General features: G+C 43.4%; 15 protein-coding genes. 11 read left to right on the top strand and 4 right to left on the bottom strand.

Features of this window, described 5'->3' with window-relative positions; all coding sequences use genetic code 11:
- Positions 1 to 7: 7 nt before the first annotated feature.
- The 3 genes from WA381_RS01935 to WA381_RS01925 all read left to right on the top strand — a co-directional run bounded on the left by WA381_RS01935 (position 8) and on the right by WA381_RS01925 (position 3,501).
- Positions 8 to 1,618 carry a histidine kinase gene (locus tag WA381_RS01935; RefSeq protein ID WP_156086038.1) on the top strand — a complete coding sequence of 537 codons (1,611 nt, stop codon included), beginning with the start codon at positions 8 to 10 and terminating at the stop codon, positions 1,616 to 1,618.
- Positions 1,619 to 1,848: 230 nt separating this feature from the next.
- Positions 1,849 to 2,856 carry an isocitrate dehydrogenase gene (locus WA381_RS01930; RefSeq protein WP_014948534.1) on the top strand — a complete coding sequence of 336 codons (1,008 nt, stop codon included), beginning with the start codon at positions 1,849 to 1,851 and terminating at the stop codon, positions 2,854 to 2,856.
- A 330-nt stretch (positions 2,857 to 3,186) separates the two neighbouring features.
- Positions 3,187 to 3,501, top strand: coding sequence for a ComEA family DNA-binding protein (locus tag WA381_RS01925; RefSeq protein WP_156086037.1), 315 nt, complete (start codon positions 3,187 to 3,189; stop codon positions 3,499 to 3,501).
- 144 nt (positions 3,502 to 3,645) lie between these two features.
- Here the strand turns inward: WA381_RS01925 and galU are convergent, their stop codons facing one another.
- The 4 genes from galU to wecA form a co-directional block, all read right to left on the bottom strand.
- Positions 3,646 to 4,539, bottom strand: a complete 894-nt coding sequence (galU, locus tag WA381_RS01920) for a UTP--glucose-1-phosphate uridylyltransferase GalU (protein ID WP_014975843.1) — start codon at positions 4,537 to 4,539, stop codon at positions 3,646 to 3,648.
- Between the two features lie 261 nt (positions 4,540 to 4,800).
- Positions 4,801 to 5,697 carry a glycosyltransferase family 2 protein gene (locus tag WA381_RS01915; protein ID WP_156086036.1) on the bottom strand — a complete coding sequence of 299 codons (897 nt, stop codon included), beginning with the start codon at positions 5,695 to 5,697 and terminating at the stop codon, positions 4,801 to 4,803.
- A complete protein-coding gene (locus WA381_RS01910) occupies positions 5,694 to 6,581 on the bottom strand; it encodes a glycosyltransferase (RefSeq protein ID WP_049585968.1) in 888 nt (295 codons plus the stop codon). The genes WA381_RS01915 and WA381_RS01910 overlap by 4 nt, the downstream gene beginning before the upstream one ends.
- 113 nt (positions 6,582 to 6,694) lie before the next feature.
- The gene (gene wecA / locus WA381_RS01905) at positions 6,695 to 7,756 is read right to left on the bottom strand and encodes a UDP-N-acetylglucosamine--undecaprenyl-phosphate N-acetylglucosaminephosphotransferase (RefSeq protein WP_156086035.1); all 1,062 of its coding nucleotides are present in this window, start codon (positions 7,754 to 7,756) and stop codon (positions 6,695 to 6,697) included.
- A gap of 569 nt (positions 7,757 to 8,325) precedes the next feature.
- Here wecA and WA381_RS01900 point away from each other — a divergent pair.
- The 8 genes from WA381_RS01900 to galE all read left to right on the top strand — a co-directional run bounded on the left by WA381_RS01900 (position 8,326) and on the right by galE (position 16,303).
- Positions 8,326 to 8,724 carry a hypothetical protein gene (locus WA381_RS01900; RefSeq protein ID WP_014948528.1) on the top strand — a complete coding sequence of 133 codons (399 nt, stop codon included), beginning with the start codon at positions 8,326 to 8,328 and terminating at the stop codon, positions 8,722 to 8,724.
- A 4-nt stretch (positions 8,725 to 8,728) separates the two neighbouring features.
- Positions 8,729 to 10,561 (top strand): polysaccharide biosynthesis/export family protein, encoded by a 1,833-nt coding sequence (locus WA381_RS01895; protein ID WP_156086034.1) that lies wholly within the window; start codon positions 8,729 to 8,731, stop codon positions 10,559 to 10,561.
- 2 nt (positions 10,562 to 10,563) lie between these two features.
- Entirely contained in the window at positions 10,564 to 11,343 is a 780-nt protein-coding gene (locus WA381_RS01890) for an ABC transporter permease (RefSeq protein ID WP_014997541.1), read from the top strand.
- Positions 11,340 to 12,014 (top strand): ABC transporter ATP-binding protein, encoded by a 675-nt coding sequence (locus WA381_RS01885; RefSeq protein WP_156086033.1) that lies wholly within the window; start codon positions 11,340 to 11,342, stop codon positions 12,012 to 12,014. The genes WA381_RS01890 and WA381_RS01885 overlap by 4 nt, the downstream gene beginning before the upstream one ends.
- A gap of 12 nt (positions 12,015 to 12,026) precedes the next feature.
- Positions 12,027 to 13,145 carry a capsule biosynthesis protein gene (locus tag WA381_RS01880; protein ID WP_044556744.1) on the top strand — a complete coding sequence of 373 codons (1,119 nt, stop codon included), beginning with the start codon at positions 12,027 to 12,029 and terminating at the stop codon, positions 13,143 to 13,145.
- 216 nt (positions 13,146 to 13,361) lie between these two features.
- Positions 13,362 to 14,882 carry a peptide MFS transporter gene (locus WA381_RS01875; RefSeq protein ID WP_156086032.1) on the top strand — a complete coding sequence of 507 codons (1,521 nt, stop codon included), beginning with the start codon at positions 13,362 to 13,364 and terminating at the stop codon, positions 14,880 to 14,882.
- Between the two features lie 99 nt (positions 14,883 to 14,981).
- The gene (locus WA381_RS01870; RefSeq protein WP_014997537.1) at positions 14,982 to 15,284 is read left to right on the top strand and encodes a DUF6170 family protein; all 303 of its coding nucleotides are present in this window, start codon (positions 14,982 to 14,984) and stop codon (positions 15,282 to 15,284) included.
- Entirely contained in the window at positions 15,281 to 16,303 is a 1,023-nt protein-coding gene (gene galE, locus WA381_RS01865) for a UDP-glucose 4-epimerase GalE (protein ID WP_156086031.1), read from the top strand. The genes WA381_RS01870 and galE overlap by 4 nt, the downstream gene beginning before the upstream one ends.
- Positions 16,304 to 16,319 lie beyond the last annotated feature (16 nt).

Below are 16,319 nucleotides of genomic sequence, written 5' to 3'. Positions count from 1 at the left end.
ATGGGGAGTGAGCGACATCATTTCCACGCTTAAACGCCTGGTTCAGTTAGGTAACACTGAACTTTCTGTCGAGCAGCGTATAAACCATTGGTTGAAAATCGCTAAACGGATCCTGACTTTAGTAAACGCCAATCCAGCGCTTGCTGCAGCAACGTTACACATCGATAATGACCTTCCCAAAGATACTCAACATCTTTTATTATTGGCGCTGTTTGGCAAGCTTTGCCGATTAAACGACCACTATTTACAACATGTGCTTGCGTCTTTACTCGCATCCCTCTGGCTTTCAAGTAAAGGAACACCAAGCGACCAAACGGCCAATATCATTCGCTTTTTGCGTAAACACAATCTCTCGATTTGGCTGGATATCATTAAACTTCAAAAAGCATTTCGGTCAGACAAGCCCATAAACTACGTTGCAGACATTCGGCTTAATATGGTTCAAAGGCTTTGTCTCCTAGCAAATGTTTTCGCTACTAAAACAAAAAAAGCAGATTATCGTGAGGTTTTCACTCAGATCGTTTTACGCCTTCCAGCACATCATCGTCCCCCTATTGCACCACTTATCAACCTATTTAATGGTGTGCTACCTGGCGCAAAGGTTTACGCAAACGGCGTACCGGGCGCGCTAGTCGACATTCAGCAAAATCACGGCTACGTATTTATGCTTAGCCAAGGCGATGAAGATGGAAAGTGGCTTCCTCTATCGTCAATACGCTCTCCCATTTCACTATCAATGCCGTTTGAGCACTTTGTTGCTCATTACACTGATACCGCCACTGTGAGAGTAAATCATGGCGGCACACCATTTTTACCTTCTACATTCGCAATTCAGCATCCCCCTAAAGCTCTTATAACTATTATCGATGAGCTGCAAAAGCGCGATGTAGATATTGAACAACTTTGCAAAAAAATTGAAAGCGTGCCCACGTTTAATCACTTTTTGATGCACACTGCGAGTCAGGACAACCGTCTTCAGCTTCCGGTTAAAAGCATTAAACAGGCGGTTTTGACCTACGGCATTGAACGTGTGGGTGACATGCTTATTCAATTTGCGCTGTTAGAACGGCTAACGCAAAACCAATTTCCACTGATGGGCATGTGCAAGCAATTAACTTTATTGGCTTGTTCATTTGCAAGCTATTTCGCACAACTCGCCGATTCGAAGTTTTCGCCGCAATCTGCCGCATTGACTATGACCTTTGTTTGTACTCCCTTGTTCACGCTACCAGGGTTTAAAGTGTCACGAGCATTACCCGTCGACCTCAGCAAAGCTGTGTCCATTAATAGCGCATTCAAGGTCAAACCTGACACGCCTTGGCTAGCAATCGCTTCTGAACTTGCTGGAAGTTGGCATCAAAGCTCGACGTGGCGTGCCGTTATACACCAATGTAGTAAAGTAAGTACGGACGTTCCTAGATCAGTTCAAAAGGAACAAGCAATTCTGGTGTTGAGCTTCGCTCTCGCCAAAGCGTGCTTATTTAATCAGGATATTTATTCATTACTTCAGGATATCAGTATCAAAACACTTTTAAATATCCTAGGTATTCGACGAGATGATGTGGTAAACGCGCTAGACGCTAATGGGTCACTTTTGTTCTGTCCGCTCGCGCAGTAACGCCATTTACTCCTAAACATCGTACTCGGCTATTTAATTAATCTTTACGAATGGCTATAACTTGCGCCAGGTATCGTATAAAATACGGCAACTTTTGCAGTGCTTAACCCTTTTTCCCTACATTTTCCATTATAATAAGTAAGCAGGCAGAAATTGGCTCATAAACGCCAAGCTACAAATTGAATAAACCTAACGATTTTGACAACAGAATTACCAGAGGATCCCTCCACATGACTCAGCAACGTATTACAGTCATTCGCGGTGACGGCATTGGCCCGGACATTATCGATGCAACCACAAAAATTTTAGATAAGGTTGGCTGTGACTTTGCCTATGACTATGCCGATGCTGGCCTAGTCGCACTGGAAGAACATGGCGAGCTTCTACCTCAAGAAACTTTAGACCTAATCGCAAAAAACAAAGTTGCGCTTAAAGGTCCTTTAACGACCCCCGTTGGTGAAGGTTTTACTTCAATCAACGTTAGTCTTCGCAAGCAGTTCAAACTGTACGCAAACCTTCGTCCTGTGATGTCATTCAAAGGTACAAAAGCACGTTACGAAGACATCGATATCATTACCGTTCGTGAAAACACGCAAGGTATGTACTCTGGTCTTGGCCAAGTTGTATCAGAAGACGGTAACGAAGCTGAAGCAATGAGTAAGATCACTCGTGACGGCGCTGAAAAAATCGTTGTTTTTGCTTATGAATTAGCGCGCCGTGAAGGTCGTAAGAAAGTAACAGCTGTTCACAAAGCTAACATCCTTAAGTCAACATCAGGTCTTTTCCTTAAAGTAGCCCGTGAAGTTGGTGAGCGCTATCCTGACATCGAGTCAGCTGAAATGATCGTTGATAACTGCTGTATGCAGCTTGTGATGAACCCGCATCAGTTTGACGTTATCGTTACGACTAACCTTTTCGGTGACATTCTATCTGACCTATGTGCTGGTCTAGTTGGTGGTCTTGGTATGGCACCAGGTGCAAACATCGGTGAAGATTGTGCAATCTTCGAAGCCGTTCACGGTTCTGCACCAGACATTGCTGGTAAGAACTTAGCTAACCCGACGTCAGTAATCTTGGCAGCAGCGCAAATGCTTGAGTACTTAAACATGGGCGATAAAGCAGAGAAAATTCGCGCAGCACTAAAAGACGTTATCGAGTCTGGCGATCGCACAACACGTGACCTTGGTGGTGAAGCAGGTACAACCGAGTTCACTCAGGCGCTTCTTGACCGCCTATAAGCGTTTGAGCTTACACTTTTCAATTATTTCAAAACGGGCTTAATAGCCCGTTTTTTTATGCCTCTATTAATCACTCCCCTGCTTTAAACTGTACTAAAACTGGACTACCGCTTTTCTCGTTCACCTTTATTATTTCCTTTGTACACGTTGAAGTGTGCTGAGCTTTGTAACTTGGTCACAACAGAAGACAGGAAATTTTTAAAGAGGCCTGCTCCGCTTGCATCTAGGTTACAAAAGTCAGCGCGCTTTGGTACATGACTTAAACCCATTTACTTAAATATTGCGCCGATAACGCTTTATGGCGCGCTTAGCAACATACAAGGAAAGATGATGAAAAAATTAATCTCAGGTTTACTCGTACTATCTGCACTAGCCATTCAAACGCCAGCGGTTCACGCTCAACCAGCGGATAGAGAAAATTCGCAAGCTAATGAAGGTACAAGCCAACAACAACGTATCGATTTAAACTCGGCGACCGTAGAGCAATTAATTACCCTACCCGGCGTTGGACAATCTAAAGCGAAAGCTATTATTAAATATCGTGAAGAAGTAGGCCCGTTTCTTGAGGTCGCACAATTAACTCAAGTGAAAGGTATCGGTGAAAAGATGCTTAATAAAATTGAAGGCTATGTACAGGTAAGATAGAAGGACTAAAGCGAAAGGCGGTACGCTGGCTCCACACACAAAAAATGCGCCGCAAGGGCGCATTTTTAATCGTTTAAAGCTATTTAATTGCCTTAGGCCTGCTGTTCTTTCATCTACACTAAAGATCAACAAGCCCTAGTAAGACTATTTAACAACAGAAGCTAAGTATTCTTTAAATTCGTCGCCTAACGATGGGTGACGTAACGCATATTCAACGTTAGCTTTCATGTAACCCAACTTACTACCGCAATCGTGACTCTTACCTTTCATGTAGTAAGCATCAACTTGTTCAAGTTTCATCAATGCATCAATAGCATCAGTAAGCTGAACTTCACCACCTGCGCCTGGAGGCGTGAACTCTAACAGATCCCAGATTTTTTCTGACAGAACGTATCGGCCTACAACGGCAAGGTCAGAAGGTGCTTCGTCGCGAGGCGGCTTCTCAACCATTTTGTGAATCTTCGCTGACTCACCTGGCGCAATTGCCGCGCCGTCTAGGTCTGCGATACCAAATTTAGAGATATCTTCGTCTGGAACCTGCTCAACCATGACCTGGCTTACTCGGCTGGTGTTAAATTTGGCAACCATGTCTGCAAGGTTATCCTTCTTAGGATTACTTGCTGCATCATCAATAATGACGTCAGGTAGTACTACCGCAAATGGCGCATCGCCAATCAGAGGTCGAGCACAAAGTACTGCGTGACCAAGTCCATTCGCAACGCCTTGGCGAATATGCATGATAGTTACATCTTTTGGACAGATTGACTGAACTTCTTCTAACAGTTGGCGTTTTACACGCTTTTCTAGTGTGGCTTCTAGCTCAAAAGAGGTATCAAAGTGGTTTTCAATACTGTTTTTACTCGCGTGCGTTACTAGGATAATTTCTTTTAGTCCTGCAGCAACACATTCGCTTACCACGTATTGGATCAATGGCTTATCAACCACTGGCAACATCTCTTTTGGAATAGCTTTCGTTGCTGGGAGCATTCTCGTCCCAAGGCCCGCTACAGGGATTACCGCTTTTTTAACCTGACTCATAGTTAATATCCTTTTTTAAAATCCTAAATACACGCCTAAGTCGACTTTCAGCCGTTTGTTATTCCTTAAGCTGAGATATATTCACTGTTGTTCGCAAGACTAATGCAATCGATGTTCCAATTACCTTTTTAGAGCGTCTGTGTATTGAAAATGGGCAAAACAGCTCAAAACCACCGATAAAAGCACAAAATTAGGGATAAATAATATCTAATGCACCATAATAGTGAAAGCGTTTATGGCTTGTCCTTCCTTTCCTACACATCAAGTGTCGCTTTTTTTCACACTACTTTTTGGAATTAGTGCATGCTCTATGGGGCCGGTTTTGCGTTTTAATCCGTCTTTGAGTCCTGCCCACATGAAAGCGCCTCGCGTTTTGCCTTGCTCAAAGCAATATCTGTTTACAAGATACCTCAGAGGTATTGCACAAACATGACGAAGTTTCCAGTAAAGAGGTACGTAATGGCGGCGCGCTAAAATGAGTACATTACGAAACTGATAGTAGAGCCTTATCGGTGCGCCCTGCTTGAATGTCACACCGCAAACTTTCACTCTATCATCGCCTTGTCGATGAGGCATACATGCACTGAGCGACTGATAGATAACCATGCCCTTGGCTCGAGCACGCCAGCACCATTCGTGATCAACGCCATCGATAAAGAGCTCATTTTCTTTTTCACCCACGCGTTCAAAAGCACGTTTGGAAATTAACATGCCTGAGGCAATGATTTGCTTTACTGTTTTTAACTTTTCGGAAACCTGCTTCCCTTTTTGCAGAACACCCTGATCGACACACTTTGAAAATTGGCAATAGATAGAAGGGCCTATGGCTGCAATTGGGGAACGTTGCTCAAGGTCTTGGAATTGCCTGACTAACTCAACAGCAATATCGGGAGAAAACAAGCTATCTTGATCAAGCAAAAAGGCGTAGTCGCTTCCCTCATTAAAGAGCACTTTCAAGCCGACATTCTGAGCGTGGGCGATACCAATATTTGAGGGGTAATGAAGATAAGTAACATCAGTTGTTAAAAGAGCCTGCTGAGGACTTGGAGAATTATCAACTAAGATGACGTTCCAGTCAGGGGCACAAAACACATCGATGAGACTACGCACGTGCTCAACATCAGGATTAAATAGTATAACAACAACGCCGACGCTCAATGTTTACCAAACCTTTCCAGTAAATGTCTATCAAGTTTATAGGCAAGTTTAACCACTTTTCCAGGCATTAACCTCAATGCTAAAACACCACAAGCATAAAAAAAGTTATAGGGTGAAAGTTGCTTTAATTTACGTATGGCATATAAACGTGCTCTGAACTCATTGAGCGACTTACTTAAGCCTCGACGTTTATAAAAGTTATTAACTCGTCTGAACTTCAAAAGTCGATCTTTTAAGTTCCTAAAGATATATCCCTTAGACGCTAAGGTTATCCAGAAAAAATAGTCTTGTGTGTTTAACAAGTCACTGTCGTAACGATGCCCATCATTAAATACATTGTAACGAATAACTACTGTTGGATGGTTTAGCGAACATCGTCTCGGCAAGATACGAACGATCTGCCTGTGCGAAGCGGGCATTACTCGCGCGCCAACTTTAACACCACTTTCGTTGACTTCTGTTAGCGCTGATCCTAATACAGAAATATTGCTGTGCTTTTTAAGGTAGGTGATTTGACGTAAAAGGCGGTTTTCTTCAGAAATATCATCCGCATCCATTCTTATGAAAAACGATGGGTTAAACTGCATACCGAAGTCAGCAACTGAGTTCATGCTACTTGCTAGCCCCACATTGTGACTATTCGACGCTATTATTACCCTGTCGTCTTTACTTGCTACATCCTCTAGTACGCGAGTTATTTTTTGAGGTACAGGTCCGTCGGCGACAATAACGAAAAGAAAATCTGTGTAAGACTGCTCAGTCATGCTTTCAATGGCTTCGCGAAGCCACTTCGCATTGTCAGCTTGGTAAACCGCCATAGCAATTATCGATTCGACATGCTGTTTTTTATTGTTATTTTGAAGAATAGAGAATTGATTTATCAAGAATTTTACCAACGTAAAAAAGTAACAAAGAAAATAAAAGCGCCTTAATTGTGCGCTTTTATTTGTTGGCATGTTACAGAGATTTTACTAAGCCTGCCACGATTTTACTCAAACTATGCGGTTAATCGCTTCACAAAGCGCAGTACACTCCAAATATGTTGGATAACAAGACTGTACACGACGAGTAGTCCAATAAAGCCCCAGAACATGACGGCTTCAGCTACCTGATAGACTTCTCCTAATATACCGATTAAGCAATAACATGCTCCGAGCAAAAGGATAGCAACAAGTGACTTTCTACTGCTAAGCCCTGCACGCATAAAGATATTGTGAAGGTGCTGACGGTCAGGTTTGAGCATTGATTGCCCCTTCCGTGCACGGCGATACATGATCGCGGCCATGTCCATTAATGGAAGTCCGACTAACCACACCGCAGTAATGGGTCTAAATGCGGCAGATTCACCTTGAGTGTGATCAACAAGCAACCAAACGATAGTGAGCCCAACGAACATACTGCCAGCATCACCCATAAATATCTTATTGCCTTTAAACCCTTTCCAACTCAAATTAAAAGCAAGAAACGGAACAATAGCTGCAACGATGATAAGCGGCTCCATGATGGAGGCTCCGTTACCAGTAAAGATCAAAAAGCCCGCAACTGTTAACAGAATAACAAGGCTCATACCGCCGGCTAATCCATCAATACCGTCTATCATGTTAAACGCATTTATGACACCGACCACACAAATGATCGTAAAGAAATACCCACCTAGGTCGAGAAATACCTCACCTGTTCCGAAGATATTACCCAAAGATGTAATATAGTTTTGCGCGCTCCATGCCATGATTGCTGCAACACCAAATTGGCACATAAGGCGACCTTTGGCACTCAGGTCAAAACGGTCGTCTAGCATACCAAGTAACACAACAAATGCTGATGCGGTGAAAAACAGAGGATTGTTTTTCATCCACACATCTGTCGCGACGCTGGCAACAAGCACGGCCATAAAAATAGCCACACCACCTGTTAGAGGTACAATTCCGGCGTGACGTTTTCGCGCTGATGGCTGGTCAACCAAACCAAATTGATGCGCTAAAGGCGTCATGACCACCAAGAGAATAAGGGCGACGAAAAATGCAGTAAAAAGCGGGACAAACTGCAAATAAGCTAGCATAAAACACACAACCTCGCGTTACCGACAAAAACACAGCTATTTGTAGTAGTTTCTGTCAATACACATGCAAATTTTGATAAAAAACTAAATGTTGCTTCCATTTATTTACAACTTCCATTTCTTCCAGCGCGATGAGGGCATCTTGTTATGAGTATGCGGATAGAAAACTTCGATATAATATAAAACATTTGTCTAAGTAACCACCCTTCATGCATAAATAACGTATCAAAACGTGTCAAAAACTCATTTGTTGCGAGAATAACCTCAATCACCGCTAAAAAGAGAACCTGTTGTGCGTCTTCTCGCCGCCTCTCTCGAACTATCTCAGCTTCTGTTGTAACGATTGAATAACTTCTTTATTCCTTTAACCTGTTAACTTACTCGTCTATTTCCAGTTTCCAATCTTTGCAATGCCAAAAACATATCGAGTTACACTATTGATATGAACTTGTCTTCTATATTGCGGTCTTGGTGAAGACTCAGACAATTCAGCAACTGCGATAGCGAACATGCTTTTTTTAAAACTTATGTTATCCTAGCGCGAAATTGCTATATGGATATGAAAGCTAATGTTCAAACAATTATCTCGTCTAATTTTACCTATCGTAGTTACGGTAGGCGTAGCTGGGTGTTCTAACACTCCTACCGCCACTAAGGCTGACATTCCTTTGGTGCATTCTTCTCTTGCTTATTCCCTTGCACCGGACAAAGAGCTTGCAATAAATATTCCAAAAGCCAACATTTATCATGATACGCAGGAATCATTTTCAATACGCTTCAATGGCCACCAATACGAGTCCTTGAAGCACTATATATCCGCTACAGGCAATAAATGTATCCGATTTTCTTTACAAGACGGTGAAACAGCGTCTTCTGATATTCAGCGTAAAATGACGACATGTCAGCGAAACGGTCAATGGCGAGTAATTACTCCCTTAGTAGCTTCGGCAACAGTGCAAGGTGAATAGATAAATGCAGTCAACCAGCATCAAAAAAACTTTAAAGCGCCTGACGCTAGCGGCTTGTGCAACGTCACTTCTTTTCGCTTATGTTGGCACTGCAAGCGCGCAAAGCGTGGAACAATTGCAGCAATTAAGAGAAAGAGCTCAGCAGAGCCAGAGTAGCGGCATTGCTAATCAGTCCGTATCGCCACTGAGTATTTCAACCCAGCGAACGCTTCCAGGCGCTAGCAGTTCTGCGAACACCATGGGTCAATTTTCAACCCAACCCCGCAATGGTGTGAACTTGCCTGGCGAACCGACAATAGATACCGTTTTCCCTGCGCAAGCGCCTATGGAGAATCCTCCGTTCGCAGCCAATTTATTTATTGGTGGTTTTGAATCAGAGCGTAGCTCAGGCCTTAATGACAACTATCTGGTCGCACCGGGCGATAAAATTTCAATTTGGCTATGGGGCGCAGTTAACTTTTCAGATGTAGTAACTGTTGATAATCAAGGCAATATTTTTATTCCTAACATTGGTCCTATCCGTGTTGCAAATACACCTGCTGGCAGTGTAAATCAAACCGTTACTGCAAAAATCAGACAGGTTTATACAAACGATGTAAATGTTTACGTAAACCTCCTTACGTCAACGCCCGTGTCAATTTTTGTTTCTGGCCCGGTGCTAAGACCAGGTCAATATGCAGGCCTCGCCTCAGATAGCGTGCTGTATTACCTAAAACGCGCCGGTGGTATTGATTTTCAGCGCGGAAGTTTTAGACAGATAGACGTAGTGCGCAATGGTAATGTCGTTGCTACTGCCGATTTATATGCATTTTTCAGAAATGGTAAGTTGCCTCAGATGTCGTTTAAAGATGGCGATACCATATTAGTGCACCCAATTGGCAACACTATTGTCGTTGAAACAGGCGCTCGAAATAGCTTCACCTTTGAGTTTCTTAACGAAGAATTGAACGGCGGCGTGGTGAATTACTTTGCGCGACCAGGTGAGTTTTCCTCCCATGCTTCGGTATCTGGTATTCGAAATAACAAACAGTTTGCTCGCTACTTGAGTTTGGATGAATTTGCTTCACTTGAACTAAGTGCAGGCGACACGGTTGAATACCTTGCTGACCACGAGCCCCAAATCTATCGCATTAATGTGGCTGGCGCATTTGCTGGTGCCTCTCAGATTATGGTTGATAAAGGCACACGCCTTATCGATGTACTAGATCACATCGAATCAGATACAGCCCTTTCTGATACCCAGAACATTTATCTGTTAAGAGAAAGCGTTGCTGTAAAGCAAAAAGAAATCATCGAAGAAGGTCTTCAGCGTCTTGAGCGGAGCATGTATACCGCTCCCATTAGCTCTACGGGTGAAGGAGCCATCCGTGCCCAAGAAGCTCAGCTTGTCGCTGACTTTATCGCACGTGCTCGCCAAATTGAGCCTCAAGGCAGAGTCGTAGTTTCTGAAAATGGTGATATCGCAAACATTCTGCTAGAACCGAATGACACCATTGTCATCCCAGAGGTAACTGACTTAGTGCACGTAGGTGGTGAAGTGTTACTTCCTCAGTCAGTAGTCTTTAACCCAGAAGCCACGACTGAAGATTATGTTGCTTGGGCGGGCGGTTTCACTGAACGTGCTGAAGACGAACGAATCCTTATTGTTCGTAAGAATGGTAATGTTACCTTTACTAGCATCAACAGCTCATTCCTAGCAAGCAACGATAGTAAGTTAGAACCAGGCGATCAGATCATCGTATTGCCTGCTATCGATACCAAGCTACTGCAAGCAGTTAAAGACATTACTCAAATTGTTTATCAAATTGCTATTGCAGCCAACGTAGCTACTAATTAAACATGGTAACGTTTAAAGACCAGCTCTACGCATGGAGAGGCGTGATATTCGCGCTTTTCCTGCGCGAGCTTCAAAGTAAATTTAACGATAAATTTGGTTTGGGATGGGCATTTTTAGAGCCCTTTGCCTTTATCTTCGCGCTGTCATACCTTCGTGGACTGATCAGCGGCGATGATATCCACTCTATTCCTCTTTTTCTGTTTATGATGATCGGAATGGTCGGGCTGCAGTCTTTAACTACATGCCTCCAGTCAGTATCAACTTCTGTGCGCAGAAATAAGCCGCTCTATGCGTTCAGACAGGTTCAACCTATTTCAGCGATACTCACAGCGGGCTTCCTCGAGTTTTCAGTAAAGGTAGTGGTTGTCGCATTACTATGTCTTGCGCTTTACCTGATGGGCGAGACCTTTACGGTAAATGACCCGTTGCTGCTGATATCTCTGTTTCTTCTTTTGTGGGTATTTTCAATATCCATAGGGATGATTTTTGCTATCGCTGCCGCATTCGTGCCGGAAGTGGATAAGATAAAATCAATGCTTACCCGCCCACTAATGTTTATTTCATGCGTTTTTTTCAGCCTTCAAGACTTACCCGAAGAATATTGGCCGTACTTAACTTGGAACCCTCTTGTTCATTTTAATGAACTAGCTCGTTACGCTTGTTTCGAATCCTATGGCACTAATGGTGTTTCATTAGGTTTTGTAATTGAGATTACCATTATTTTTCTCTTTCTAAGTCTTTCGATGTATCACATCACATGGAAGAAGGTGTTGTCACGATGATAAGAATTGAGAATTTAACTAAGAGCTACCCCAGTAAAATGGGCCCCCAATATATTTTCAAAAATTTGAATTTTGATTTCCCAACGGAAAATAATGTCGCAATTTTAGGTAAAAACGGTGCAGGTAAATCCACCCTTTTCCGAATGCTAGCGAAAAGTGAATACCCTGACAAAGGGCGCGTTTTAACCAACAAATCTATGTCTTGGCCTGTAGCGCTTCAAACAGGTGTTCACCCACAAATGACAGGGCGAGAAAATACGCGTTTTGTGGGCCGAATTAACAACGTCAAATCGCTTACAGAATACGAAGAGCGAGTGCAAGAGTTTGCCGAGTTAGGTAAACGCTTCGACCTTCCCGTGCGCACATACTCCTCAGGTATGCGCGCCAAACTCGTGTTTGCGTGCTGTATGAATATCAATTTTGATATTTACCTTATCGATGAAGCAACCTCGGTGGGCGATCCGCTATTCAGAAAAAAAGCACGTTTGTCGCTAAAAGAAAAAAGTGAACAAGCGGGCGTTATTATGGTTAGCCATGAACTCGACCAAATCCGCGAGTTCTGTACGTCTGCCGTTATCATAGATGAAGGCAAACTTACTTATTATCACGATCTCGAAGAAGGCATCGACGTTTATACGCAGGATGCAGACAATAAGAAATCACTTAAATAGGTTCAAATCACAGTGGAAAAATCTCTTACACAGCTCAATGCCCTTCTCAGCAAGCACAAGATGCTCTTGCTTGTACTTCCATGGGTACTTTACGCCGTATACCTTGTTCTATGGGCTGCGCCACAGTACGAAAGTAAAAGCCAACTTATTGTTAAGTCAAGTGACGGCGGCAGCAGCTTCGACCCTTCATCCCTGCTTATGGCAGCCGGTGTTTCAGGCGCGTCAGGTGGTACAGAAAGTCAGCTTGTTGAAGCTTACATTCAATCTGCCGACATGATTAAGTATCTCGATAAAACCATAGGGCTTCGTGAGCACTACATGTCGGACAAAGCTGATATGTTTAGCGGTTTGTCGTCTTCACATAAGCAAGAAGACTTTTACCAGTTCTATCTAGACCATATTGACGTTAGCGTGGATTCGGCGTCTTCTGTCATTAGTTTGCGAACTCGCGCTTTCGACGCTGAATATGCGCAAATAATAAACCAAGCTATTGTTGATAAAGCGGAAGAGTTTATTAATAACATCAATAACAACTTAGCGAAATCAAAGCTTACTTTTGCGAAAGGTGAACATGAGATTGTTGAACAAAAGCTTCAACAAGCAAAAACTGAAATTTTAGCCTTTCAATCCAAATACAACGTGCTCGACCCTACTGCCGAAGGTGCAGCGTTTCAGCAAATCGCTTTTTCATTAGAGGCAACCCTCGCCCAGAAAAAAGCTGAGCTGAGCACTATGTCGACCATGATGTCTAACGTCGCGCCAGAAGTGATTAACATTAAGCGTGAAATAGCTGCACTACAAAAAGAAGTAGAAAAGCAGAAGGAGCGAATTAGTACTGCTGAAGGAGAAAGTGAGGCACTGTCTGTAAGTGAGCTTATGGCGCTATACAGTAACCTTCAGGTTCAGCTTCAATTGGCCATTCAAGCGTACTCTTCATCGCTGATTACTTTAGAAAATGCGCGAGTAGAGGCATATCAAAAACTACAACATTTGGTAACAGTAGAATCGCCTACCCTTCCAGATGACAATGCTTACCCCACCGTAATTTACAACCTTGTACTGTTTGGTGTTTCATTGTTGCTTATCTATGGAATAGTGCGAATTATAGTAGCTACTATCCGCGAGCTTTAGTGCTTCCATCTCTTTAGCAAATCATTATTCAATCGGCTAAGTCGTACAAGACTTAGCCGATTGACACAGCTTTAATGAAGTTTGTCGCCCAAATCTTGTGTCTTTAAGCAAGCTCTAGTATAAGAAGCTATCCGCCTTACGGACTACTATCAAAGAGCCTATCCTATAAGTGCTCTACAATAACAACCATAAGCAATATGGAATTAAAATATAATTATGAAACCATCTAACGATACTAGCTTTTTCGGCCATCCAGGGGGCCTAAGAACGCTATTCTTTACAGAAATGTGGGAGCGCATGAGTTATTACGGAATGCGCGCGCTACTCGTTCTTTTCATGACCGCGAGCTTACAGACACAAGGCTTAGGTTTTACTGTTGCAACCGCTGGCGCTATCTACGGCCTATACACAGGTGCGGTATATTTCCTAGGTTTACCGGGCGGCTGGTTAGCGGACCGCTTAATTGGTGGTAAGAACGCCGTATGGTACGGAGGTATTATTATCTTCGCAGGCCACGTGGTACTCGCCATAGACTTGCAAAACCTTTTCTTTGTCGGCCTTATCCTTGTTGCTTCAGGTACTGGCTTACTTAAACCTAACATTTCAGCAATGGTTGGCCAGCAATATGGTGACGACGATGGCCGTCGTGACAGTGGTTATGCACTGTACTACATGGGCATAAATATCGGTTCACTTATTGCCTATTTAGTTACCGGTTATTTACAGGAAAATTGGGGCTGGCACTACGCATTTGGAGCAGCTGCCATTGGTATGGCAATCGGCCTAATTCAGTATTACTTCAGCAACCGTTCGTTATCGGCTGATTCTGTTGCTCCTGCAAATCCATATCAAGGTGCAGCTAAACAGCGCGCATGGATGGGCGTATGGGCTGTGGTTGCACTTGCTGTTGTGGTAATTGTGCTTGCGCACATGGGCACTATCGTTATTGAGCCTGTAGCTCTTGCTCAACAAGTTGCCGTTGTATTTACCATTATTTTCTTCGCTTACTTTGGTTTTATTTATTTCAAAGGTCAGCTAAGCGACAACGAGAAGAAGCGCATGTGGGCGCTGTTTTTAGTGTGTGTTGCTTCAGCGTGTTTCTGGTCTGGTTTCGAACAAGCTGGCTCTTCACTCAACTTATTCGCTCAGAACTACACCGACCGCGTACTTGAAAGCGGCTCGCTACTTACCTCTTGGTTTGGGATGGACGCTATCCCAACGGTATGGTTCCAGCTTTCAAACTCGCTATTTATCATTATTTTGTCGCCTTTCTTCGCTGCTCTTTGGATTAACCTTGCGAAACGAATGATCGACCCGTCGTACACAATTAAGTGTGCCATTGGTATCGTTATTATGGCGTCGGGCTTCTTGGTAATGTTTATGGCGTCTCAATATGCTGCACAAGGCCTTAAAGTTGCGCCTATGTGGCTTGTTACCACTTACTTCTTACACACTGTTGGTGAGCTGTGCCTGAGCCCGGTTGCACTAAGTGCAGTAAGTAAGCTATCGCCTAAGCGTTTCGCAGGGCAAATGATGGGGGTATTCGTACTGACTTACTCTATTGGTAACATCATTGCTGGTTTACTTTCAGGTAACTTCGACCCTGAGAACGTAGAGCAAATGCCAGACCTGTATCTTCAAATTGCCCTATTTAGCATTGCCATTGCTATCGTGATTGGTTTAATGAGCTTTAAATCTCGCTTCTGGGAAAAAGCAGGCATTGAACAAAAAGCGTAATTTATTGTTAGCATGTTTTAAGTGCTGACCAATTACCCTACAATAACCGCCGCAACGTAACGTTCCGGCGGTTTTTTATTAAGGGCTTTTCATAAACCTATGAAGTTTTATTTTTCTACAAGAGACATTCCTGCCTTACAAGGTCTTCCATTGACAGAGCGCGTTAAATTGCTCGACCAGGCCGCAAAGCGCCTTTCTGTACCAGAGAAAACCTTACTGAATGTTCTAAAATTACTCGTCATTGTCCCCGTATTCGCACTTATTCTTCAAACCGCGTCAAATTGGACCTCGTTACTGTGGGCTTTTGTGGTATTTTTAGTTTATCCATTGGTTGTAAAACCTATTCAATATTCCATCTGCGCTAAATACATTGCGCAACCGTCTAGCAAGGAGAATGCATGAAGACCATCTTAGTCACTGGTGGTGCAGGCTATATAGGTAGTCACACAGTTTTACAGTTACTTGAACAAAACTACGGTGTTGTAGTATTGGATAACCTTGCAAACGCAAGTGCTGAATCACTTCGTCGCGTAGAAGCATTAACAGGCAAGACGGTTACGTTTGTTCAAGGTGACATTCGCGATACCGCCGTGTTAGATGACATATTCAGCGAGCATAACATTTATGCCGTTATTCACTTTGCGGGCTTAAAAGCCGTTGGCGAGTCTGTGCAAAAGCCGCTTTCTTACTATGAAAATAATGTTTATGGCACACTAACGTTATGTAAAGCCATGCAAAAGCACAACGTAAAGAACATTGTGTTTAGTTCTTCTGCTACGGTTTACGGCGATCCTGCTTCACTACCCCTACGTGAAGATATGGCGACAGGCCACCCGACAAACCCTTACGGTATGTCGAAGCTTATGGTTGAACATATGCTTAGTGATCTCTATGTGTCCGATAATGACTGGAACATTGTATTACTTCGCTACTTCAACCCGGTGGGCGCACACGAGTCTGGCCAAATCGGTGAAGATCCCAACGGTATTCCGAACAACTTAATGCCTTATATCTCTCAGGTTGCTACCGGTAAGCTAGAGCAACTAAGCGTGTTTGGTGACGACTACGATACAATTGATGGCACAGGTGTTCGAGACTATATCCATGTTGTCGATCTAGCCAACGGTCACTTGAAAGCACTTGATCGCTTGAACCTCAATATGGGCTTAGATAAGTACAACCTTGGAACAGGTCAGGGCTATTCAGTAATCGAAATGATCAAAGCTTTCGAAAAAGGCTCGGGTAAAACTGTACCTTATAAAATTGCTCCGCGTAGAAGCGGTGATGTGGCAGCCTGTTACGCCGATCCTACTAAGGCAGCCACAGAACTCAATTGGCATGCTGAAAAAGGCTTAGAAGACATGTGTGCAGACACATGGAATTGGCAGTCGCAAAACCCAATGGGCTATCCAAAGGACTAGTTTTGCATTTGAACGC

The sequence above is a fragment of the Alteromonas sp. CH_MED4-4 genome, from assembly GCF_037029575.1.
Lineage (GTDB): Bacteria > Pseudomonadota > Gammaproteobacteria > Enterobacterales > Alteromonadaceae > Alteromonas > Alteromonas macleodii.
This window is presented reverse-complemented; position numbering and strand designations above follow the sequence as displayed.

Bases quoted from the DNA above. Each gene is read 5' to 3' on its own strand.
- WA381_RS01930 (WP_014948534.1), top strand. From the start codon at position 1,849: ATGACTCAGCAACGTATTACAGTCATTCGCGGTGACGGCATTGGCCCG.
- WA381_RS01925 (WP_156086037.1), top strand. From the start codon at position 3,187: ATGAAAAAATTAATCTCAGGTTTACTCGTACTATCTGCACTAGCCATT.
- galU (WP_014975843.1), bottom strand. From the start codon at position 4,539: ATGAGTCAGGTTAAAAAAGCGGTAATCCCTGTAGCGGGCCTTGGGACG.
- wecA (WP_156086035.1), bottom strand. From the start codon at position 7,756: ATGCTAGCTTATTTGCAGTTTGTCCCGCTTTTTACTGCATTTTTCGTC.
- WA381_RS01900 (WP_014948528.1), top strand. From the start codon at position 8,326: ATGTTCAAACAATTATCTCGTCTAATTTTACCTATCGTAGTTACGGTA.
- WA381_RS01895 (WP_156086034.1), top strand. From the start codon at position 8,729: ATGCAGTCAACCAGCATCAAAAAAACTTTAAAGCGCCTGACGCTAGCG.
- WA381_RS01890 (WP_014997541.1), top strand. From the start codon at position 10,564: ATGGTAACGTTTAAAGACCAGCTCTACGCATGGAGAGGCGTGATATTC.
- WA381_RS01885 (WP_156086033.1), top strand. From the start codon at position 11,340: ATGATAAGAATTGAGAATTTAACTAAGAGCTACCCCAGTAAAATGGGC.
- WA381_RS01875 (WP_156086032.1), top strand. From the start codon at position 13,362: ATGAAACCATCTAACGATACTAGCTTTTTCGGCCATCCAGGGGGCCTA.
- WA381_RS01870 (WP_014997537.1), top strand. From the start codon at position 14,982: ATGAAGTTTTATTTTTCTACAAGAGACATTCCTGCCTTACAAGGTCTT.
- galE (WP_156086031.1), top strand. From the start codon at position 15,281: ATGAAGACCATCTTAGTCACTGGTGGTGCAGGCTATATAGGTAGTCAC.